General features: G+C 67.1%; 19 protein-coding genes and 1 pseudogene. 12 read left to right on the forward strand and 8 right to left on the reverse strand.

Going from position 1 to position 20,889, the window contains the following annotated elements:
• Nucleotides 1-3: 3 nt before the first annotated feature.
• Nucleotides 4-717, reverse strand: coding sequence for a hypothetical protein (locus ACWCPM_RS19665; RefSeq protein WP_450977471.1), 714 nt, complete (start codon nucleotides 715-717; stop codon nucleotides 4-6).
• 395 nt (nucleotides 718-1,112) lie between these two features.
• Between ACWCPM_RS19665 and ACWCPM_RS19670 the strand changes: the two genes are divergently transcribed.
• The 11 genes from ACWCPM_RS19670 to ACWCPM_RS19720 all read left to right on the forward strand — a co-directional run bounded on the left by ACWCPM_RS19670 (nucleotide 1,113) and on the right by ACWCPM_RS19720 (nucleotide 9,874).
• On the forward strand, nucleotides 1,113-2,048 hold the full coding sequence (locus tag ACWCPM_RS19670) for a hypothetical protein (protein ID WP_450977472.1): 936 nt from the start codon (nucleotides 1,113-1,115) through the stop codon (nucleotides 2,046-2,048).
• Complete coding sequence (locus tag ACWCPM_RS19675) at nucleotides 2,045-2,743, forward strand: hypothetical protein (protein WP_450977473.1); 699 nt, start codon at nucleotides 2,045-2,047, stop codon at nucleotides 2,741-2,743. Before ACWCPM_RS19670 ends, ACWCPM_RS19675 begins: the two co-directional genes overlap by 4 nt.
• Before the next feature lie 244 nt (nucleotides 2,744-2,987).
• On the forward strand, nucleotides 2,988-3,659 hold the full coding sequence (locus tag ACWCPM_RS19680; RefSeq protein WP_450977474.1) for a hypothetical protein: 672 nt from the start codon (nucleotides 2,988-2,990) through the stop codon (nucleotides 3,657-3,659).
• Nucleotides 3,656-4,735, forward strand: a complete 1,080-nt coding sequence (locus ACWCPM_RS19685) for a hypothetical protein (RefSeq protein WP_450977475.1) — start codon at nucleotides 3,656-3,658, stop codon at nucleotides 4,733-4,735. The genes ACWCPM_RS19680 and ACWCPM_RS19685 overlap by 4 nt, the downstream gene beginning before the upstream one ends.
• Before the next feature lie 260 nt (nucleotides 4,736-4,995).
• Nucleotides 4,996-5,652, forward strand: a complete 657-nt coding sequence (locus ACWCPM_RS19690) for a hypothetical protein (RefSeq protein WP_450977476.1) — start codon at nucleotides 4,996-4,998, stop codon at nucleotides 5,650-5,652.
• Nucleotides 5,640-6,671, forward strand: coding sequence for a hypothetical protein (locus ACWCPM_RS19695; RefSeq protein WP_450977477.1), 1,032 nt, complete (start codon nucleotides 5,640-5,642; stop codon nucleotides 6,669-6,671). The genes ACWCPM_RS19690 and ACWCPM_RS19695 overlap by 13 nt, the downstream gene beginning before the upstream one ends.
• 192 nt (nucleotides 6,672-6,863) lie before the next feature.
• Complete coding sequence (locus tag ACWCPM_RS19700) at nucleotides 6,864-7,901, forward strand: hypothetical protein (RefSeq protein ID WP_450977478.1); 1,038 nt, start codon at nucleotides 6,864-6,866, stop codon at nucleotides 7,899-7,901.
• Between the two features lie 20 nt (nucleotides 7,902-7,921).
• On the forward strand, nucleotides 7,922-8,794 hold the full coding sequence (locus ACWCPM_RS19705) for a hypothetical protein (RefSeq protein ID WP_450977479.1): 873 nt from the start codon (nucleotides 7,922-7,924) through the stop codon (nucleotides 8,792-8,794).
• The gene (locus ACWCPM_RS19710; protein WP_450977480.1) at nucleotides 8,791-9,057 is read left to right on the forward strand and encodes a hypothetical protein; all 267 of its coding nucleotides are present in this window, start codon (nucleotides 8,791-8,793) and stop codon (nucleotides 9,055-9,057) included. Before ACWCPM_RS19705 ends, ACWCPM_RS19710 begins: the two co-directional genes overlap by 4 nt.
• A gap of 4 nt (nucleotides 9,058-9,061) precedes the next feature.
• Nucleotides 9,062-9,529 (forward strand): RDD family protein, encoded by a 468-nt coding sequence (locus ACWCPM_RS19715; protein ID WP_450977481.1) that lies wholly within the window; start codon nucleotides 9,062-9,064, stop codon nucleotides 9,527-9,529.
• A 78-nt stretch (nucleotides 9,530-9,607) separates the two neighbouring features.
• Nucleotides 9,608-9,874 (forward strand): WXG100 family type VII secretion target, encoded by a 267-nt coding sequence (locus tag ACWCPM_RS19720; RefSeq protein ID WP_450977482.1) that lies wholly within the window; start codon nucleotides 9,608-9,610, stop codon nucleotides 9,872-9,874.
• Nucleotides 9,875-9,967: 93 nt separating this feature from the next.
• On the opposite strand, the gene ACWCPM_RS19725 is transcribed toward ACWCPM_RS19720, so the two are convergent.
• The 3 genes from ACWCPM_RS19725 to ACWCPM_RS19735 all read right to left on the reverse strand — a co-directional run bounded on the left by ACWCPM_RS19725 (nucleotide 9,968) and on the right by ACWCPM_RS19735 (nucleotide 16,098).
• On the reverse strand, nucleotides 9,968-14,428 hold the full coding sequence (locus tag ACWCPM_RS19725; protein ID WP_450977483.1) for an FtsK/SpoIIIE domain-containing protein: 4,461 nt from the start codon (nucleotides 14,426-14,428) through the stop codon (nucleotides 9,968-9,970).
• Between the two features lie 51 nt (nucleotides 14,429-14,479).
• The gene (locus tag ACWCPM_RS19730) at nucleotides 14,480-14,923 is read right to left on the reverse strand and encodes a hypothetical protein (protein WP_450977484.1); all 444 of its coding nucleotides are present in this window, start codon (nucleotides 14,921-14,923) and stop codon (nucleotides 14,480-14,482) included.
• A 326-nt stretch (nucleotides 14,924-15,249) separates the two neighbouring features.
• The gene (locus ACWCPM_RS19735; protein ID WP_450977485.1) at nucleotides 15,250-16,098 is read right to left on the reverse strand and encodes a menaquinone biosynthetic enzyme MqnA/MqnD family protein; all 849 of its coding nucleotides are present in this window, start codon (nucleotides 16,096-16,098) and stop codon (nucleotides 15,250-15,252) included.
• Between the two features lie 295 nt (nucleotides 16,099-16,393).
• Between ACWCPM_RS19735 and ACWCPM_RS19740 the strand changes: the two genes are divergently transcribed.
• Nucleotides 16,394-16,597, forward strand: a complete 204-nt coding sequence (locus ACWCPM_RS19740) for a cold-shock protein (protein ID WP_450977486.1) — start codon at nucleotides 16,394-16,396, stop codon at nucleotides 16,595-16,597.
• Between the two features lie 393 nt (nucleotides 16,598-16,990).
• Here ACWCPM_RS19740 and ACWCPM_RS19745 read toward each other — a convergent pair whose 3' ends face one another.
• The 4 genes and pseudogenes from ACWCPM_RS19745 to ACWCPM_RS19760 form a co-directional block, all read right to left on the reverse strand.
• Nucleotides 16,991-18,937 (reverse strand): AMP-dependent synthetase/ligase, encoded by a 1,947-nt coding sequence (locus tag ACWCPM_RS19745; protein WP_450977487.1) that lies wholly within the window; start codon nucleotides 18,935-18,937, stop codon nucleotides 16,991-16,993.
• A gap of 321 nt (nucleotides 18,938-19,258) precedes the next feature.
• Nucleotides 19,259-19,903 (reverse strand): TetR family transcriptional regulator, encoded by a 645-nt coding sequence (locus ACWCPM_RS19750; protein WP_450977488.1) that lies wholly within the window; start codon nucleotides 19,901-19,903, stop codon nucleotides 19,259-19,261.
• A 77-nt stretch (nucleotides 19,904-19,980) separates the two neighbouring features.
• Nucleotides 19,981-20,455: pseudogene (locus tag ACWCPM_RS19755) on the reverse strand (dicarboxylate/amino acid:cation symporter); the annotation flags it as partial.
• 25 nt (nucleotides 20,456-20,480) lie between these two features.
• Complete coding sequence (locus tag ACWCPM_RS19760; protein ID WP_450977489.1) at nucleotides 20,481-20,780, reverse strand: DUF4229 domain-containing protein; 300 nt, start codon at nucleotides 20,778-20,780, stop codon at nucleotides 20,481-20,483.
• Between the last annotated feature and the right edge of the window lie 109 nt (nucleotides 20,781-20,889).

Below are 20,889 nucleotides of genomic sequence, written 5' to 3' on the forward strand. Positions count from 1 at the left end.
CTTCTACTCGCCGGACACGTGCACGATGGCGACCGCGCCACTCGCCGCGGCCCGGGCCACAGCGGCCGCGTCGTCCTGGTCGACGAGAAGCGTCAGGGAGAGGTTGCCGGTGCTGACGGTGGCGTCGCTCCTGTCGGCTTTGGTGTTGACCTTGGCGTTCTCGACGAGGAGGCCCCCGGAGGGGGTCGTACCGGAGTCGGATTCGCTGTCGTCGGAGCCCGCTGCGCTCTCCACGTTGTAGACGGCCACGGTGTCACCGGCCTTGATGTTCGACGGGTAGGTGCCCTCCTTGAGGGCCACGCCCACCGATGCCTTGCCGGCGGGCAGGCTCTCGCCCGCGGCGAACATCTGCCCCATCACGACGGTGTCGGCGTAGATCGTGGACTTCGCCTTGAGCTTCTTGAGGCTGTCCAGCTGTTCCCACCGGACGTAGTTGATGCTGTCGTCGGCGGCGACCATCACGGAGGTGGTGTTGCTGTCGCTGACGGACTCTCCGGTCGGGATGTCCTTCGTCACCTGGACGACCTCGATCCGGTCCCCTGCCTGCAACACCAACGTCGTCACGCCGAGCGCGCCGACCAGGATGAGCAGCACGGCAAGCGCGGCGAGTGCGGGTTTGCGCTCGCGTGGAGGGGTGGGAAGCCGTTCACCGACCGCCGGTTGAGCGGGACCGGCGGAACGCCCCGCGCCCGCCCCCGAACGCTCCTGGATCTTCACGCAACCGCTCCCCGTACACCCAAGAATCTGTGTCGCATCTCGCGCTTCTGACACTTCGCCCCTGCCCGCGGTGTCGGGCGCGCCAGGACAATTGATCGGCGCATGGGTGAGTGTCAGGCGCTGGCACCGTATCAGCCGCGCATAGGCCCCTCAAGGCGCACCCTGCGCATCGGGCTGCCCCCGACGCACCGTTGCCATCCGTAACGTGAGCTGCGTCGTTCGCCGTCGGCACAGCATCCGGGGGGGGTGGGCGCCTCGCTGTGCGCGAGCGAATCGGGCACGCCGTCACGTGGCGGTCATCACCCCTGCACGATTCGCTCACAAGGGCCCGGAACCGCCATGCCATGATCTGCACTGCCGTGGGAACGACGGCGAACGGGGGAGGAGTCACGGCAATGGCAGAAGCGATATCGGTGGAACTGCTCCCGGTCAGCGGGGCGGTGCTGGCCTCCGACGCACGTGTACTCCTCGGCGTCCGGGCCATCGGAGAGCGGGTCGGCTTCGACTACACGGACGACGCCGCCGTCACCGCACTGCTCACGGAACGCCTCCGCGCGGTGGAGGCCGCTGAGCGCAGCCGGCTGCACTTTCTGGCCACGCTGACCCTGATGGCCGCGGTGATACTGCCGTTCCTTCCGTCGACTGCGCCGCGCCTCGTCCCGGAGCCCGCCCTGGCGTACGCGGCCGCCGCCGTCCTGCTGCTCGTGAGTGTCGGCGTCATGGCTGTCACCCGCAGCCGCTGGAAGCGCGCACTGCATCATCCGGCCCTGGACGGCTACCGCGAGGTCCTGGGCGTGGCGCGCGCGCACGGCCTCCCGCTGACGCACGTACCTGCGTGGCTGGAGGGGCGCTCGCTGACGAGCGGTTCGAGTGGGGGCTCGGCGCGGGTCCCGACGTACGAGCGCGTGGAACCGATGCCTGCCACCCAGCCGACGCCCCCGACGGCGGCCGTTCCGCCGAAGCCCGCGGCGGTGACGTCGTACGAGTCGATCGCCGACAAGGGCGACTGGCACGACGAAGCGGGCTGCCTGATGGTGCTGGCCGGTGCCCTGGGGGTCATCTGGGCCGCGACCTCCGACCGGCCGATCGGCTACGGCGCGCTCGTCCTCGTACCGCTGGTGATCGCGACCTGGCTGGCGGGCCGCCGTCAGGGGCGCGAGAAGGAGCGGCTGAAGGAACAGGCGGTGGCTTACGTCAAGGCCGTCGCGGCGGCGCAGACGGCCGGAGCACCGGTACCGGAACTGTCACCTGTACTACGGAAGTTGCTGGACGAAGGACCCGCAGTGAGCGCACAGCGCGCAGAGACCGACCAAGGAGTTCAGTCCCCATGAAGCGTTCCGCAGTGTCCCTGGCCGCCGTGCTGACGGCCTGTTCCGGCACAGACAGCACGGTCGCCGAGCCCACGGCCACCGCTCCCAAGGCCACCGCTCCCCGACCCGGGCAGCCGACGCCCGCGGAGCAACTCGCGAAGCTCATGGTCACGGACGCCGAAGCCACCGGTCACACGGTGACGGAGCCCGACACCGAGTACGACTTCGCGAAGAGCCCGGACGAGGTGACCGTCACCGAACCGGGCTGCGCCCCGATCGTCCATGTCACCAACTACCTTCCCCTCGGCGAACCGGATGCCTTCCTGCGGCGCTTGGCCAAGCGGGACACCTCCATGTCCTCCACCATCACACTCGCCACCTACCCGGCCGGGAAGGCCGAGGCGGCGATGCAGGGGCTGGCCGAGGCGACGGCATCCTGCGAAGACGGCTTCACCGCGAAGTCGGCCGGCGCGACCCAGCCGTACGACACGGTGACCGGGGAGAGCGCTCCAGCGGGCGGCGACGAGTCCGTCGCCACCGCCTTCACCTTCGAGTACGAGGGCTTCCCGCAGACCGTTCGCACGCAGACCTTCCGCTTCGGCGACACGATCGCCACCTACTGCACCGTGGACACCGGCGCGTTCCTGAACGCCCGCCCGGGCGAGGCCAAGGTGCCGGCCGACCTCGTCAAGGCGCAGAACGCGAAGCTGGACTGACCGCGGTGACGTGTCCGCCCCGCGTGTGAGGCCGGGCATGACGAACGAGGAGGGACCATGCGTCCGGCGCCGGCCGTCTTCCCGATGCCGTCCGCTTTGGTGAAACCGAGTACGGCCCCGATACCGTCGGATCCCTTTACCCACCTGACAGCGCGCCCGCCCGAAGTTCGCTCTGGCGAAACCGGGAAGCCCCCGGATACCGTCAGTGCTCTTGACTGAACATCTGTCTCACGGGGAGCCCACTGTGAAGCGCCGCACCTTGTCCGTAGCCACCGCGCTGGCGGCCACCGCAGCCCTGCTGCTGTCGGCATGTGGCAGCAAGGACGACAAGTCCACCGCCAACGACAAGATCGCCGGGGCCGACCAGGCAACGGACACCCCGAAGGAATCACCAAAAGCCCCGGCAGCCCCGGCAGAGGACAAACCAGACGGCGTGGACGTGTCCCTGCCCAAGGACATGAACCTGGTCTTCGACTGGGACAAGCCGACCGACAAAAACCAAGCCGCGGCGATGGACGACGCGGCGAACTTCGTGCGCGCCATCTACCGAGGCGTCGACAAGAGCACGACCAAGGATGCAGCCATCACGGCCTACGCCACGGGCGACGGACTGCACTACGCAGAGACCCAAATCCAGAAAAGGGTCGATGGAGGCTGGACCGCCACAGGCACCCGGCGCCACTACCAGGCCACCACCCGGTCCGTACCGAGCGGGACCTCTGTGGAGGTCGCGTTCTGCGTGGACTCGACCCACTTCTACAGCAAGGAAGTCAAGACCGACAAGGTTGTGAAGAGCGAACCCGGCATCGACGCCTTCGACTACTTCAAAATCATCATGGTGAAGTTCCCTACAGGCTCGGACCTGTGGCAGGCGTCCGAGGTATTCGTGGAGATGAAGGCGGAGAAGTGCCAGTGAACAGATCACTGCGTTCGGGCTTCAACGCCAGCACCGCTGCCCTGATCCTGGTACTCGCCGCCTACGGCCTGGCAAAGCCGGCGCACGCGACGGAACTGCCGAACAACGGCTCCAACACTGACCAGCAAGGCGGCAGCGACGAGACCGGCATCTACGCCGCCGCACGCATCCAGTACTCCGGATCCGTGGCCAAGGACGGCAGTCGCGGGAACGTCACCTCCTCCGACGTCAACTGGACCCCACCCCCCTGCTGGTACGCCCCCTACCTCGGCGCCAAGGACTTCAAGGAAAAGATGTCCAAGGACATCGAGAGCCAGATGGGTGCGCCCGGGATGGGCGGTCACGCAGGCGCGGCCCTCGGCGAACTGCAGCGCCACTACGAAGACGAATACGGCTGGACCGACGCCCCGGGCTACAAGGACTACAACGTCGAAAAAGACGGCAAAGGCATGTTCTGGGCCGGCGTCGAGAACCCCAACGAACCAGACCTCCTCAAACGGAATTCCTGCAACGACCTCCCCTTCTGGGTCGACAACGGCGAGACCCCACCGGCCCGGTACGAAGAGGCCATCACCCCCGAGATACTCGCGGCCCTCGCCTACCAGCACATGCAACTCCCCGACACCGAGGTCACCATCGCCCCGGAGACCACCACCAAGGTGAACCTCCCGACCTGGGCCTGGCTGGACAGAGCCGTCTTCGACGAGGTTCAGGCCACCGCGGCCATCAACGCCCCCGGCTTCAACATCCAAGCCACAACCACCGCCCGACCCGTGGCCCTGAAGCTGGAACCAGGCACAGAAGACGCCGAGACCTACCCAGCCTCCGGCGAGTGCGCCATCAACGCCGACGGCTCCATCGGCGAGCCCTACGCCAAGGGCAAGTCCCACCAGACCCCGCCCTGCGGCCTCAAATACCTCCGCTCCTCCGGCAAGGGCACCTTCAACCTCCAGGCCACCATCACCTGGGAAATCGCCTGGACCGGCACCGGCGGCACCGGCGACGACCTCCCCGATGGCACCTTCGGCAACAACCAAGCCATCACCGTCCAGGAGATCCAGTCCGTCAACCGCTGAAGAGCCGATGACCTTCAGTGAGGCATCCCGGCACCTCCACACCCAGGCAGTACGCCGAGCGGCGGACAGCTGACGGAAGAGGTGGTGAAGACGCTGAACCAGCAACTGCACTGTGACGCCTGCACCGTGCACGGTGAACAACCACCCTGCGACTCATGGCCGGACCGCATGCCCTCACGAAGTTCGCTCTGGCGAAACCGGGAACGCCCCGGATACCGTCAGTGCTCTTGACTGAACATCTGTCTCACGGGGAGCCCAGCTTGAAACGCCGCACCTTGCCTGCCACCACACTCGCCGCGGCTGTAGCCGCAGCCCTGCTGCTGACGGCCTGTGGCAGCGAGGACGACAAGCCCACCGCCAACGACAAGATCGCCGGGGCAGACACCGGTCAGCCCGAGTCATCGTCGCCGAGCGCGAGCGCCTCCGGTCCTGCCGACCGGCCCGAGATCAACTTGCCGAACGATGTGGAGAACAGGTTCGAGACCTGGCAGACGGGCGACCCGACGAAAGACGCCGTACTGTCCGACGTGGCACAGATGGTCAACGCCGTCGACGACGCCATCCTCCGCAGGGACACCGACTCGGCGGCGGTCGCCTACTACCGCCAAGGCAGCGCGCTTCTGAGCGCCCAGAGGTGGATCCAGGCATGGCTTGACGAGGACATCAGTTTCACCGGCCTCACGCGCTACTTCGATCCCGACATCAAGGTCGCGGACAAGGACACGGCAGCAGTCGTCTACTGTGCAGACGAGAGCAAGGCCTATAACAAGGACCGTAAAACCGGCATTGTGGATAAGTCGCCTTCCGATGAGAGTCCGTACGTCACGTACAGCACGCAGCTGAAGAAGAACGACAAGGGAGTCTGGCAAACCACCGCTGTGGTGTCGAAGCGGGGGGACAAGACATGCGCAAGCTGATCCGCACCGCCGCCTTCGCCAGTGTTCTCTTCATAGCGGCCGGCACGTTCAGCGGCACCGCGAACGCCAAGGGGCCGGGTCAGTCCGAAACCGAGATCGACACCGACGGCGGTCGGTCCGGCAACACGCTGGTGTCCCGAATCACGTACTCCGGAAGCACCAAAGCCACTGCGGGCGGCTCAGGCGGTGTCACAGCAGTCGGTGACTGGACCCCGCCTGCCTGCTGGTACGAGCCCCGCTCCGCGCAGGAGTTCGCCAAGTACGTCGAGGACATGTACACCGAGACGGTCAACGCACCCGGCCAGCACAGCTACGCCAAGACCTCCGTCGGCATGTACCGGGACAAGTACAAGGACGGCACCTACAAGAACTACAACCTGGACAAGAAGGACCAGGGAACCTTCTGGGTCGCCGTCCGTGACGAGGACCGCTGGATGGAGCCCGAGGCGCAACTCTGCGACGAGCAGCCCTTCTGGGTGGAGAACGGTGACGCCCCTCCCGTCGAGAACGCCGTCACGCCGCAGATCCTCGCCGAACTCGCCTACAACCGTATCCAGCTCCCGACCACCGAGGTCACCCTCGCCCCAGCCCAGACCACGAAGGTCAACCTCCCCACCTGGGCATGGCTCGACAAGGCAAGGTTCCAGGAAGTCTCCGTCACCGCGGCCCTCGACATCGGCGCCCTCACCCTTCAGGCCACCACCACCGCCAGGCCGGTCTCCCTCAAGCTGGAGCCCGGTACGGCCGACGCCGAGACCTACCCCGCCTCCGGCGAGTGCGCCATCAACGCCGACGGCTCCATCGGCGAGCCCTACGCCAAGGGCAAGTCCGACCAGACCCCGCCCTGCGGCCTCAAATACCTCCGCTCCTCCGGCAACAGCACCTTCAACCTCCAGGCCACCATCACCTGGGACATCACCTGGACCGGCACCGGCAGCCCCGGCGGCAACCTCCCCGACGGCACCTTCGGCAACGACCAAGCCATCACCGTCCAAGAAATCCAGTCCGTCAACCGGTGAGCCAACGACGCCCAGCAACATCAGCCCCCCAACCCATCGTGTGTTCAGCGGTGCGCTGTCATCACGAGCAGAAGATCGGGCGCACCAAGACATGGTCGAAGGTTGGCCGGAGCCGGGTCATGCGTACCCAGACGGCGCACCGAAGAAATCGAATCCGCACACGTAGATGTCGCACTGAGAAGGAGCACAGCCGTGGGCTTCAAGGGCATGGACGATGTCCAGGCTCCCAAACTGGCAGCAGCCGTCGACGTATTGGGAGGTACGCTCAGTATACAGGGTGGCCTGATCAGCGGAATTCTGGATAAGTGGAACGCCAAGGCAGAAGGCGTTTCCGACTTCCCCAAGAAGGCCAGCTGGGCAGAGGACGAGGCCAAGGACATTCGACGCCGCTTGGGAATCTCCTTGGACGACCCCGAGGCCACGCTCACGTTCGCCGGTCTGGCCGGCGTACTGGAGACTTGGCAGGAATTCAAGGACGGCACACTCAAGGACATCAAGACCCCCTTCAAGGCCCTGAAGATCCCAACAGCAATCGAGGCATCTCTAAGGCTGTACAAGATGTGGGCTCAAGGACAGAACGTCGACGGGGCGCGAGCGGTCTACGAGCTGAATAAGTATTTCGGGTCGGCCGCCTCCCGAATCAAGACTACCCGCGGCGAGCTGCTGAACGAGCTACTCAAAGCTCAGAGGCTGAGGAATCTCTATAAAGAGCCCTGGAAGTGGCAGCAGGCCGTACGGGCCGCAGCCGTCAAGCTCAAGATTCCATTCGCCGAAAAACTCTTCGCGAACGCACCGGGCGCGGGAATGCTTGCTCGCCGCGTCTTTCTGCCTCTAACGGTTCTGCATGGCGTAAAACAGATGTTCCTCCCTGACCACCAAGGAGCCCAGGGATGGGTAGACCGCGGCATGGGTGGAATTGAGGCCGCTGGCGCCGTTGCCGTACTTGGTGGCGCCGGCATGGCAACAGCGCTTGGCGCTTCTGCCACGGTGGCCGCCGCCGTCCCGGTCGTAGGCTGGGTCGCTCTCGGCGTAGCCGGAGCCTACTTCCTGGGAAGCTGGGCCTGGGACAAGTGGGGCGACGACATCAAGGCAGGAGCCAAAGATGCCTGGAATGCCACGACGGAGTGGGCCGGTAGAACGAAGGGCAAAGCGGAGGAAATCGCCAACGAGGCAAAAAGTGCGGTGACTAATCTGGTCCCCAACACCATCCGCAGATACAAATTCTGGTAACTGAGCATTGGATAGATGATATGCGCAGCCCTGATATCGACATGGACCTGCAAGAGTTCCGGGAGATCCTGAGCGAATCCCTGAAGGACGGGGGAACTCAGCACTTGCTCAGGCTCACCGACGAAGAAATCGCCGTCCTCGATCCCGAGTCACTGACGGAATGCGTGGCTCCCACCCCCAGGCTTGGCGAACTTTCGGCACAGGAGCGCGAATGGGCCTACGCCACCGCCCTTCGCTCCCTGGTGTCGCGAGAAGCCGTGGAGGTGGGGAACATCGATGAACTGGACGCAGTCCTTCGTAAAGCTCAGGGCTCCGACGAGGCCGAGGTGGCCACGACTCCCTCGGGCATTGACCTCGACCTTCGCATCACCCCGGAGGTCAGCCTCGCACTGACCCTGCGCCGAACGGCCACCCGGGCCCTCGCTGTGGAGCAGCACACCTCGGCCGGTGTCACTCATGCACTGGTCTACATCCATTCCGAGGACCTCTACCTGGTGGAACGCGTAACGGCGGGCGGGCTTCACGCCTTCACCCTGGCGAGCTCCACAGATGATGCGGCAAGGTTGGTCCAACTGTTCGTCGACCCCTTCGAGGTGGCAGACAAGGACAGCCACATCCACCATCTGACGCCGGAACAGATCACTGAGGAGAAAGTCGGCCGTCCGCTGACAGAAGCAATCAACTCCGCCATCGTGGTGGGGCAGATCGTACTTTTGACGGATCGCCCCGGCCCACTCCTCACAACTTACGCCACCGATCGTGCGGTGTGGAGCGTCTTCGTGGCGTCCCCCAATTCGCCAAGCGGAATCGAAGCTCGAGCGGTCGGAAAGCCCACACTGAACAGAATGATCAGCCGATTGCTGAGCCAGGAGCAATCCGAGGAGACGAAGTGAGCCGAGAGACGGAGTGCCGCGAGGATTTCCGTAAGCTAAAGAAATACGCAGACGAAATCGAACGGTCCTGCGACAACGTTCAACTGCTGTGCGGTGAGGAGACCTGGAAGGGCCCCAAGAGCGATCGCTTTCGAAGCGAGTGGGTCACGCACAAGAAACAGATAAAGAATGCGCTTGTGGACGCCCGAGCCGCCATGGCTAGCGCGCTCAAACGCGTAGAGCAGGAAGAAGCCGAGAAGAAGAAGCCGGGGAACGGGAACTAGCTTCATGGTAAGCCAGCAACAGTCGAACTCCGACCTCGCAGTGACTCCCTGCGGGACACGTCGGCTTGTCGCTGTTTTTGTTGACGCGGCGATTGCCATCCTAGTCGGCTTCGCAGCGGGAGCGGCAGCCGGTATCGGGGCGCTGAACGATATCCCTCATATTTACCTCAGCTCTCCCACTGTGTGGGGAGCAGCTTTCGGCGGTGGAATCGCGCTGTCACTCTGCAACCAAGTACTACTCACGTGGGCGGCTCACGCAAGCCTGGGAAAGGCAGTGGCGGGCCTGCGTGTGGTCCGGACATCCGACGGCGGCCGCCCGGGATTTATCCGCCTCTGCAGGCGCTGGCTGTTCGGATTCTATTGGATGATCGTCTTCGTTCCTATACACGTGGCTGCGGACAGCAATGTGGAGCAGCAGGACGCGGTGGGACTGCGCGTGGTGCGCCGGGGCCGAGGAATGACAATCGGATGACGAGTCAGAAGGATTTGCGATAGTGTCGGCTCGGCGGACGGATGGTTCGCCCATCTTCGACACACGGGGAGGCAGATCGTGACGCTCAAAGGCGCGGACACTACTCGACTTCGCGGTCTTTCCACGACTTTCAAGACCCAGCACAAGAACCTTGACGACCTGATCAGGGCAATCTCAAACGGAACCAGGGACAGCGAGGACTTCTGGAAGGGCCCGCGAGCCAACCGCTTCAGGGACGAATGGGACAAGCTGAAGCCGTCACTCGTCCATTTCCTCGAGTCGCTTGAAAATGCACGTAAGGAAACCAACGACGCAGCCGACGCAAACGACCGTATCAACGACTAGTTGTTTTCTGTTCCGTCTGCTTTCAAGGTGACGTGGTGAGGGCCGGACACCCATCGGGTGTCCGGCCCTCACCACCTCGTGTTCCGTTTGCGTTCAGTCCGGAAGGACTGCCTGAGCCGGCATGGCTTCCCCGCCCTGCACAAAGAGTCCACGACCGGTTGGCCCGCCGCCGACGTTCCCCGGCAAGCGGATGCTGAACATCTCCCCGTCCTGGGAGCCCTGAGGGGAGAGCAGCAGTCCGTTCCTGGACCGGCGCGCCTGCACTACGAAACCCCGGTACTGGGAGGACAGCGTGTCGACCGCTCCAGCCGCGACGAGTCCCATGCCACCGTCCATACCGCGGCGCAATACATCTTCCAGCGCTTCGTCGAGCGGGGTGTCGTAGAGCAACTCAGCGTCATCGACCAGCACGACGTACGGGCCTCGCGCGCCGCCGGTCAGCGCCTCCAAATCGTCCGCCCTGCTGTCGCTGTCCAGGCAGCCGAGGACCCCCGACCGGGGGGCCAGTTCACGCAACGGTGAGCGGCGCGGAGTCACCAGGATGACCTCGGTGCCCCGCTGCAGCAGCGATTGAGCCGCTGTCACCAACGTGCTGGATCGGCCGGATTTCGGCGGTCCGGAGATGACGAACCCAGGACCCGCTTCCTCCAGGTCCGCGCCCAGGAGCCGCAGTTCGTCGCCGCCCACGGCAAAGAGGGTCCACAGGGGCGACGAAGGAACGAAGTCGGGCTGCAGCGCCATCGCTTCGGAGCCCTTGATCCGGCTGGGAAGCACATCCACGCGGATCGGACGCTGGTACGGCGTCGGGCGAACGGCTTGTCGACGCGGCGCCCGCGCGATCCCCTGCAGTACAGCCACCTGCGCCTGACCGGAGGGGTTCTCGGCGAGCAGAGCGATCTGGCTCTCCTGCACGCCGTCGTCGGTCGCCCTGAGGGCTCGTCCAGCGGGGATCTCCTTGGGGACATCCTTCGTGGCCATGCCCGCCAGCGAGTAGTCGGACGGATCGGCGAGACGCAGCACGAGACGGTCACTGAAGGTGCTCGAGATCTCGCCCGTCAGCCCGCTCCGGTCAGTGGTGAGGACCACCTTCACGCCTACCGCCGCGCCTTCTCTGAACACGCGCTTCGCCGACTCGACGAGCCGACCGTAATCGTAGTTCTCGAAGGCCAGCCGGAAAGCGTCCCACCCATCGAGCAGGAGCACCATCCACGGCAGTCGCTCCGCAGGTTGGGTGGCCATGCGTTGCTCAACAGCACTGGACTGTCCCTTTTCGGCGAGGAGCAGTTGGCGCCGGGACACTTCCGCCAGCAGCCGTCCCAGAAGCCGGTCCACCCGCGCCGTCTCGTCCCGGGTCACCACGGCCCCGCAGTGAGGTAGGCCGGTGAGGGGGAGAAGCGCATTGGCTCCGCAGTCGATGCCGTAGAGGTGGACGTCGCTCGGCGAACAATTCTGGGCAATGGCTCCCGCGATCGTGCGCAGGGCGGTCGAGCGGCCGGACCGGGGTCCGCCAGCGATCATCAGATGCTCGCCGTCGGCCAGGTCCAGTGCCAATGCTGCCCGGGCCTGCCGTGCCGGAAGGTCGGTGAGACCGAAGCGGATAGGTGCCACCGAGTCCTCGCTCGCCTGCTTGGCCGGCAGCATGGCCACATCGGACAACACCACATGCGTCGGGATGGGTGGCAGCCACGGGCTGCGTGGCTGGGCCGTGCCCAGCCGCTCGGCGGCGTCCCTGATCGCGTCCACCAGGACGGCGAGGTCCGTGACCATCGTTCCGTCGTCATCGCCGTTCTGCGTGACACGCGGCATGGGACGCCCGTAAGCCGCCCAGTCGAGGAGGTTCACCGTCACCTCAGGGGCGCTTTCCGCGCCCGGGCGCCGACCACCGATCCGCGCGGACTGCACACCGGCCAGCGACTGCGAACCGGACCGCACGTAGCACCGGCCCGGTGTGGCCTTGGAGATGCTGCCGGCGTCGGCCGCGTCAATGACGTCACGTGACTCATCCGCGTTCGTCACGCGTAGGGCTATACGAAGGTTCGTGTTGGCTCGGATGTCCGCGCTGACCACACCCGCGGGGCGTTGGGTGGCCAGCATTAGGTGCACGCCCAGCGAGCGGCCACGCCGCGCGATGTCCACCAGGCCTGCGATGAAGTCGGGCAACTCGGCGACCAGCGACGCGAACTCGTCGATGATGAGCACCAGCCGTGGCATGGGCTCGAGCTCCGGACGCAGGCGCCGGGCGTCGTTGTAGTCCTCAATGTCCTTCGTCGCCGCGTCGAAGAGGATCTCCTCTCGGCGCCGCAACTCGGCTGCGAGCGAGGCGAGCGCCCGTTCCGTCAAGTGCGCGTCGAGGTCGCTCACCATGCCGACGGTGTGCGGCAGCCGGGCGCAGTCCTGGAACGCACTGCCGCCTTTGTAGTCGATCAAGACAAAGTTGAGTGCGTCCGGGGTGTTGCCCACGGCCAGCGAGGCGATGATCGTCTGAAGAAGTTCCGACTTGCCCGCGCCCGTGGTGCCCGCGATCAGTGCGTGCGGGCCGTCCCTGCGGATGTCCAGGACGAACGCGCCGTCGGAGGCCAGACCGATCGGCGCTGCCGTCGTGGATCCGCCCCGCTGCCAGATGGCCGCGATGTCCGCTCCGGTCGGATTGGGCATGCTCAGCAGGTTGAGCAGCCGCGCGGCACTCGGCAATGCGCTGTCCGCGTCGTCGCGGCTGACGTCCCGCACGGGTGCCAGAGCGCGGGCTACCCGATCGCACCAGGCGACCGATACCTGGTCTGCCAGAACTTCGCCCGCCGACTCGTAGCCGTACCCCCGCAAGTGGATCCGGCTGGGCGACTGCGGCGTCCAGCAGATGGCCGCACGGCACTCCTCGGGCAGCAGTCGCTCGTCCTCATCGACGCACAGCGCGAAGATTCCGTGGCTCGGTCCTTCCTGCAGGAGCTGTGGAACGCCGGGCACTCGGCGCAGAAGTCGTGCGCCGTCAAGGACTATCAGCACGTGCGGGTCCGGCCGCAACGCCCTGATGCCACCGTTCTCCCGCGCAAATGCCTGACGGCGCGCCAGTTCTGTCTGAAGCTCGTTGACCCTCCGCGACACGGAGTCCGCATCCGTGCCCACCAGAGCGATACAGTTCTGCCCCTGTTGCGGCCTCGTGTGCGGCAACCACTGGGCCCAGGTCCAGTTGGTGGCGGCATCGGGTAGTGAGGAGAGGACCACCACGGACAGGTCGCGCGGGCTGTGGAGTACGGCCGCCTGCGCGGTGAGCCACCGCGCGGTGGAGGACGCCTGGGCCCTGTCTCCGGCGATGCCGACGACCCCGAGTTCAGCGAAGGGAAGAGCCAGCGGCACGTTGGTCACAACTGGAGGTTCGGGCTCCAACACATCCGAAGCCGCACCTCGGGCATTCAACAGGTCAATCTCCGCCTGCAGATCACTGAATCCCACGCGCAGGTGCATGGCGTCGGAATCCGTGATGCGACGTTCCCACAGGCGCCTGCGGGGCCCAGTAGCGAACAGCAGCAACTGCCCCGGATCGGGGTAGGCATCGCGACGCCGCTTCTGGTCCTGCTCACCAAGCCGTGCGAGCTCGGCTTCCTGCTCCTGCTTGGCCTTCTTGTACTCCTTCATGGCGGCCCGGTACTTCTTCTTCCCGTGCCGCCGGTCGCTCAGCCACTGGCCGAGCATCATCAGAGGTGAGAGGAGGCAGAACAACAACATATAGATCGTCTTGGTGACGAAGTACATGCCAAGGCCGAAGAACAACGGCATCAGCATGGAAATGAGCTGAAGGCGTATCCCTTCGTCCTTGCCCGGCGGGGCCGGAACGACGAGCCTCGGCCGTGGCACGGGAGACGTCAGGCGCGGCGGACGGTTGTAAGCAAGTCCCCCTTCTCCCATGGGAGAAAGGTGGGCATCGGGTTCGCCTGGCTCGGCTAGGCTGAAGAGCGATTCACCGGTCCTGAGCAACATGCCCGCTTCCCACTGCCGGGCTCCGGTCACCGGCTCGTCGTCGAGCAGCAACTCGACGCCGGCAACAGACGTGACCTCGACGTTCCCCTTGATATCGACCGACACGCGCACCGCCTGCGGCGCGAGGAAAACGTCGTCATCGACGGCCAGTGTGTTGGTGGAGGCGGAGCCGATAGCCGTGACACCGACGGAGAGCCGCGCGACCCGCCCCGAGCCCGGGCCACCGATGACCCTGATCTCGTACCTACCTGCCGGTTCACCTACCCCCAAGAAGGGGCCGATGGCAGCGTCGACCGTGAGGCGGGACCCGTCCCTGAGCGCCTCGCCCGCTGCAGCGGTGGGCGAAAACGGGCGTCCGTCGATCCACAGAGCAGTCTCCGCGGCCGCTCTTCCTCTCCACGGCAGTTGTCGCCCTGGAAAGGGGGTCACCACGCCCGAAGTAGGGAACTGGAGAGCTGCGCCGCCTCGCTGGAGGCGTCTCACCGCCTCGGCCACCTCGGCGGCGGTCGCGCCCTCGCCAACGCTGATCATCGCGTCTTGGGCTGCAGCTCCTTCCCAGACCAAGGTCGCCCGCACCTGCATCGAGACCTGCCCCCTCCCCTTCGGATCCGCCAGTCCCGATCAGAAAATACGCTAGTCGGCGTCCTCGATCGGGACATGGGGAGCGAATGCGCGCACAGCATTCACCAGACGCTCGCGATCAAGGGTCCACAGGTTGATGTGCCTGCTCGCTCGAAAAAGCTCGTGGTCGATGTGCGGTGCGAGTCGGCCGGTCTGCTCCCGAGCGAGGGAAGCGTTCGGGCCCGGCAGGTCCGGCGCTCCTGCCCGCCGTCGCAGACCGATGTAGTTCATGTGCTTGAGATCGGCAGTCTTCTGCTGCCACACGACCACCGCCGCGATGTCCCTCCAAGGCACGAAGGCGGTCTGCTTCTCGTGGCGCGCGGGGGCGCCTCCCAACGTCACGCCCTGGTCGTCGACCCTGAACGCGACAAGTCGCTTGGCCCAGGCTCCACTCAGGAGCTGAAAGGGACTCCAGGTGTAGTGGACTTCGTAAACAGGCGAAGCGGATGCGGACATCAGCGCGTCTCTCCTTCGGTGTACGACCTGGCTGTCGCAGACACAGTAGTGACCGCCGGGCTACATGACCTTCGGCATCCGAGCCTCTGGGTTCCCCGAGTCCTTGCTGTCCGCCCCGTGGGTCGGGCCGTCCCGCGTCGGAATCACCACACCGGCGTCGCCGGAGTGCACCCACCATCGTTCTCCTCGGCACGTGCCGACGTCGCGAGTTACTCAGGCCCCTTTGCTCTTGGGCTCGTCGACTCCGATCGGCTGGATGGCGTGCCCCCTTCCCCGTGCGCCGCCGCTGCCCCGCAACGCATAGTCCCGCCGCTCACGCCTGATCCCTACGGCCCCAGCAGCTCCACCCTCACATCCGCCGGGAACCCGGTCGTCGGGCCCACCCGGCGGGCGAACTCGGCCACGGCCGCCAGCTGGGTGTCGCCGAGACTGAAGTCGAGGGTGGTGAAGTACCGCTCCAGGACCCGCTCGTCGAACGCCTCCCAGCGGGCCGCCTGCTCGGCGACCTTGGTGACCTCCTCCAGGGAGAGGTTGCGGGAGGCGAGGAACGCCTCGTGCACCTGGCGGGTGATGTGGGGCTCGCGCTCCGCGTAGTCCCGGCGGGCCGCCCAGACGGCGAAGACGAACGGCAGCCCCGTCCACTCCTTCCACAGCGTGCCGAGGTCGTGCACGGTCAGTCCGTACTTCGGCCCGTCGAGCAGGTTCGCCCGCAGCGCCGCGTCGCCGATGAGGACGGCCGCGTCGGCCTCCTGCATCATCAGGCTGAGGTCGGGCGGGCACCTGTAGTAGTCGGGTCGCACGCCGAAACGGTCCGCCAGCAGCAGCTGCGCGAGGCGTACGGAGGTGCGCGAGGTGGAGCCCAGGGCCACCCGGCGTCCGTCCAGCTCGTCCAGCGGGACCTGGGAGACGATCACGCAGGACATCACCGGTCCGTCGCAGCCGACGGCGATGTCCGGGAAGGCGACGAGGTCGTCGGCGTTCTTCAGGAACTCGACGAGGGTGATCGGCCCGATGTCGAGGTCCCCCCGCACCAGCTGCTCGCTGAGCTTCTCGGGGGTGTCCTTCGTCAGCTCGAAGTCCAGCAGCGTTCCCGTTCTGGCGAGCCCCCAGTACAGGGGCAGGCAGTTCAGGAACTGGATGTGACCGACGCGCGGCCGCGTGCGAGAAATGTCCACATCGAGAGGCTAGACCCCGTGGGGTAGGGTTCAGGCTTCTGGGGTCCCCCTCTTGACGTCAACGTCGACAAGGCGTTCAAACATCAGGATGACGTGATCTTGACCTCTATTGCTTTCGGCTGCCCGCGTGCTAGGCTCGCCGCAAGTTGCAGTTTGGTTTCCCTTGCAGTAAAGAGCCTGCGGAGCATGTGACCGCGGGCTCTCGACGTTCTCGGACAGATGCAGTTGTGCAGAACTCAATCTTCACACTTGCTGGTTCTGGAGCAGGGCAACCCTTTGGGCCCAAGGAGGGCTTATGGCTACCGGAACCGTGAAGTGGTTCAACGCCGAAAAGGGCTTTGGTTTCATCGCCCAGGAAGGCGGCGGCCCCGACGTCTTCGTCCACTACTCCGCGATCAATGCGACCGGCTTCCGGTCCCTTGAGGAGAACCAGCACGTGACCTTCGACGTGACCCAGGGCCCGAAGGGCCCGCAGGCGGAGAACGTCGTCCCGGTCTGATCCTCTGATCCAGGATCGAGTGCAACACCCAAGGAGCCCCGCGCCATCCGGCGACGGGGCTCCTGCCTTTTCGCGCGCCTCCCGCCCTTCGCGCGAAAGGGAACTCTCGGGAATTCCGAGAGGAAGGCGGCGGTACCGCCTTTTCTGACGCGACCGATCACGACGGACGGGGCCGGAACACCGTCGCCGGGTCCCGGTCGGCCGGACCGCACGCGCACCACGACCACCACGGGGCCGTCGTCACCGATGCACCACCGCCCCCGCCTCCCACCCCCGCCTCCCGCCTCCCGGCGAGGCGCCCCCTGCACCAGCCGCACCGTCCAGCGGTCGCCGCCGGGCGGGGCGGCCTCCGTCCACGTCCCTCTCGGCCCGAACCGGATCTCCGGAGCGCGATCACTCGCCGTAGAGGGCCTCCACCTCGCCGGCGAAGTCCCGCAGGATGGCGTCCCGGCGGAGCTTCATCGAAGGGGTCAGATGGCCGGCCGACTCCGTGAAGTCGGTGGGCAGGACGGTGAAGCGGCGGATGGACTCGGGACGGGAGACGAGTCTGTTGGCCTCGTCGACCGCGCGCTGCAGGACCGCCCGCAGGTCCGCGTCGTCGACGAGGAGCTCGGGCGGCACCGGGTGCTTGCCGTTCATCTGCCGCCAGTGGGTGATGCCGTCGGCGTCGAGGGTGAACAGCGCGGATATGTAGGGGCGGCGGTCGCCGACGACGAGGCAGTGGGAGATCAGGGGGTGGGAGCGGAGCCAGTTCTCCAGCGGCGCCGGGGCCATGTTCTTGCCGCCCGCGGTGATCAGGATCTCCTTCTTGCGGCCGGTGATGGTGAGGTAGCCGTCGTCGTCCAGCCGGCCGATGTCGCCCGTCGGGAACCAGCCGTCCGGCGACGCCGGGACCACGCCCGCGTGCGGGTCCCAGTAACCGCGGAGGACCTGGCCGCCCGCGAGCAGGATCTCGCCGTCCGCCGCGATCCGCACCCGGGTGCCGGGCAGCGGCCAGCCGACCGTGCCGAGCCGGGGTCTGAGCGGGGGTGTCAGGGTCGCCGCGCCGGTCGTCTCGGACAGCCCGTAGCCCTCGTACACGTCGATGCCCGCGCCCGCGTAGAACGCGGCCAGGTCGCGGCCGAGCGGGGAGCCGCCGCAGACGACGTAGCGGATCCTGCCGCCCAGCGCGTTGCGGATCCGGCGGTAGACCAGCGGGTCGTAGAACGCGCGGGACGCCTTCAACGAGGCGCCGGGGCCGGAACCGGTGCCGCTGAGCCGGGCCACCGCCGCCTCGCCGTAGCGGCGGGCGACCTTCGCGGCGCGATCGAACGCCGGTGCCCTGCCGCCGCGTTCGGCGGCGGCGCGGGCGCTGTTGTAGACCTTCTCCAGCATGTACGGGATGGCCAGCAGGAAGGTGGGCCGGAAGGCCGCCAGATCGGCCAGCAGGTCCTCCGCCCTCAGGCTTGGCGCGTGCCCCAGTCTGACCCTGGCGCGCACACAGGCCACGGCCACCATCCGGCCGAACACATGGGAGAGCGGCAGGAAGAGGAGGGTGGACGCCTCCTCGCTCGTACGCGCCTTGAAAACGGGGTAGAGGAGCTCGATCGCGTTGTCGACCTCCGCCAGGAAGTTGCCGTGGGTCAGCGCGCAGCCCTTGGGGCGGCCCGTGGTGCCCGAGGTGTAGGTGAGGGTCGCCAGCGTGTCCGGGCCCAGCATCCCGCGGCGCACGTCGACCTCCGTGTCCGGCACCGGCTGCCCCAGTTCCGCGAGCCGGGCCACGTGGTCCTTCTCGATGACCCACAGGTGCCGCAGGTCGGGCAGGTGCGGGAGTTCGGGCCCGATCGCCGCCGCCTGGCCGGCCGTCTCGGTCACCAGCGCGACCGCGCCGGAGTCCTGGAGGATCCAGCGGGTCTGGAAGACGGACGAGGTCGGGTACACGGGGACGCTCACCAGCCCGGCGGCCCAGGCGGCGAAGTCGAGGAGCGTCCACTCGTACGACGTCTGCGCCATGATCGCGATGCGGTCGCCCGGCACGAGCCCCTCGGCGATCATTCCCTTCGCCACGGCGAGCACCTGTGCGGCGAACTCCGCCGCCGTGACGTGCGTCCAGTTTCCCTCGTCGTCGCGGCGACTGAGGACCGGGCGGTCCGGCTCCGCGGTCGCGTTCTCGAACGGCAGGTCGGCCAGCGAGCCGTGCGACACCGGCGGCACCAGCGACGGCACGGCGACCTCCCGCACCTCGCCGTCCAGCCGCCGCGTCTCGGGCTCGACGAGGACCGGTCCGGCGTCGGGGTCGTATTCCAGCGATGACTCTGACGCCTGTGGCGGTACGGGCGTGGAAGAGTACGAGATGGGCATGGCAGCTCCTGGGGCCTGCAGCGCGGTACGGCTCCGCTGCATGAGGTACGCATGACGCCTACGGAGGCGTTCACCGGCGAGGCGTGCTGGGGGCGTCCCCGGCGGTCAGGTGGCAGATCGTACGGCTCCGACGTGGGGAGGTCGTGCGGGTTCGACGATGTTCCGGAGCCGGGGATGTGGAGTACCGGAGGCCTCGCGGCACCCCCACTCACCTGCGGTGACCCTACTGAGGAGTAGGGAGCGCCGGTCCCGGCCCGGTGACCGACGCGGCACACCGCGCCCGCGAGCCGGCGGATGCCGTGGCGCCCGCGCGGGCGGCCCTCAGTCTCCCGGCGGGCTCCAGTGCCGTCCTTCCAGCAGGTCGCCGAGGCCCGACCACGCAAAGTTCATCAGGGTCCTCGCCGCCTGGTGGGCCGTGACGTGCGGGGTGGCGTTGGCCCACTCGGCCAGTGACTCCGCGGCGCCGACCAGGGCCTGGGCGAGCCCGGCGAACTCGGGCTCGGGCAGCCCGGGGTCCTGGCGGGCGTCGCGGGCCGCCTCGGCGATCAGCCGGGTGACGAAGGTGACGATGTCCGCGCGCATCGCCGTGACCTCGGCGGCGAACGCCTCTCCGTGGGTGCGGGCCTGGAGGTGCAGCACGGACCAGCCGTCGGGATGCCGGGCGGTGTGGGTGAAGAACGCCAGCAGCCCGTCCCAGAGCCGGCGGTCGGCCGGCGTGTCGGGCCGCACGCCGGCCTGGACGGCTTCGAAGAGCGCCTGCGCCTCGCGGCGGATGCAGGCGGTGAAGAGATCGTCCTTGGAGTTCAGGTAGAGGTACACCAGCGGCTTGGAGACACCGGCCAGTTCGGCGATGTCGTCCATCGACGCCGCGATGTACCCCCGTTGCCCGAAGATCTGTACGGCGGCGTCCAGCATCTGCTGCTCACGGACCGCACGCGGCATCCGCTTGGTCTTCACGGCACCCATGCGGTTCAGCGTACGGTCCGCGCGGCAGGCGGCCGACGGCAGGACGGGGCGGGTCGCACGCCGCCCCGGTCGCGAACTCAGGCGGCGACGGCCACCCGGTCCCGCTCCTCCACGGGCGAGCTGCCCGCGTTGTCGTACGCCTCCCGGTCGAGCAGGCCCTCGCGGGCCGCCACGACGACCGGCACCAGCGCCTGCCCGGCCACGTCGGTGGCGGTGCGGATCATGTCCAGGACCGGGTCGACGGCGAGCAGCAGGCCGACGCCCTCCATGGGCAGGCCGAGCGTGGACAGGGTGAGCGTCAGCATGACGGTGGCGCCGGTCAGACCGGCCGTGGCGGCGGAGCCGATCACCGACACGAACGCGATCAGCAGGTAGTCACCGACGCCGAGCGGGATGTCGAAGATCTGCGCGACGAAGATCGCGGCGGATGGCGGGGTAGATCGCGGCGCAGCCGTCCGTCTTCGTGGTCGCGCCGAAGGGCGCGTACTCCCGCGGCACGCCGAGGCGCTCGGTGACGCGCTGGGTCAGCGGCATGGTGCCCACGGACGACCGGAGAGGTCTGACCCTCACAGCACTCTCAGGAGGTCCGGCCCTGCGCCCGCGCCGCGTCGTCCGCGCCGTCCTCCTGGGTGCGGTCGGCCTCGAAGCCGGCCTTGACGCGCTCCACCTTCCGCACGATCTGCACCGATGCCCGGTCCCGCTCGCCGCGCAGCGCGACGAAGCTGATCGGCGCCGAGAGGACGAGGGCGAGCAGCACCACCCAGATGCCGTTGGAGGCGCCGAGTCCGCGCGGGGCGACGCCGGAGTAGACGAGGCCCCAGACGACCACGAGGCAGCCCACGAAGATCCCGAGGCGCATCAGCGAGTAGCGGAGCATCTCAATCCACTCTTCCGTGTCGAAAGGCCAGAACCGCCCAAAGGGCACCGCCCAGTGAAGCACGCCCGGCAGTCGATCTTGCATGGGGGTGCACACGACGGGCATGTGC

Source organism: Streptomyces sp. NPDC002309, assembly GCF_053593375.1.

What these genes read in the sequence shown, in the direction of transcription:
- ACWCPM_RS19670 (WP_450977472.1), top strand. Translation starts at nt 1,113, where the DNA reads ATGGCAGAAGCGATATCGGTGGAACTGCTCCCGGTCAGCGGGGCGGTG.
- ACWCPM_RS19675 (WP_450977473.1), top strand. Translation starts at nt 2,045, where the DNA reads ATGAAGCGTTCCGCAGTGTCCCTGGCCGCCGTGCTGACGGCCTGTTCC.
- ACWCPM_RS19695 (WP_450977477.1), top strand. Translation starts at nt 5,640, where the DNA reads ATGCGCAAGCTGATCCGCACCGCCGCCTTCGCCAGTGTTCTCTTCATA.
- ACWCPM_RS19705 (WP_450977479.1), top strand. Translation starts at nt 7,922, where the DNA reads ATGCGCAGCCCTGATATCGACATGGACCTGCAAGAGTTCCGGGAGATC.
- ACWCPM_RS19715 (WP_450977481.1), top strand. Translation starts at nt 9,062, where the DNA reads ATGGTAAGCCAGCAACAGTCGAACTCCGACCTCGCAGTGACTCCCTGC.
- ACWCPM_RS19725 (WP_450977483.1), bottom strand. Translation starts at nt 14,428, where the DNA reads ATGCAGGTGCGGGCGACCTTGGTCTGGGAAGGAGCTGCAGCCCAAGAC.
- ACWCPM_RS19730 (WP_450977484.1), bottom strand. Translation starts at nt 14,923, where the DNA reads ATGTCCGCATCCGCTTCGCCTGTTTACGAAGTCCACTACACCTGGAGT.
- ACWCPM_RS19740 (WP_450977486.1), top strand. Translation starts at nt 16,394, where the DNA reads ATGGCTACCGGAACCGTGAAGTGGTTCAACGCCGAAAAGGGCTTTGGT.
- ACWCPM_RS19745 (WP_450977487.1), bottom strand. Translation starts at nt 18,937, where the DNA reads ATGCCCATCTCGTACTCTTCCACGCCCGTACCGCCACAGGCGTCAGAG.
- ACWCPM_RS19750 (WP_450977488.1), bottom strand. Translation starts at nt 19,903, where the DNA reads ATGGGTGCCGTGAAGACCAAGCGGATGCCGCGTGCGGTCCGTGAGCAG.
- ACWCPM_RS19760 (WP_450977489.1), bottom strand. Translation starts at nt 20,780, where the DNA reads ATGCTCCGCTACTCGCTGATGCGCCTCGGGATCTTCGTGGGCTGCCTC.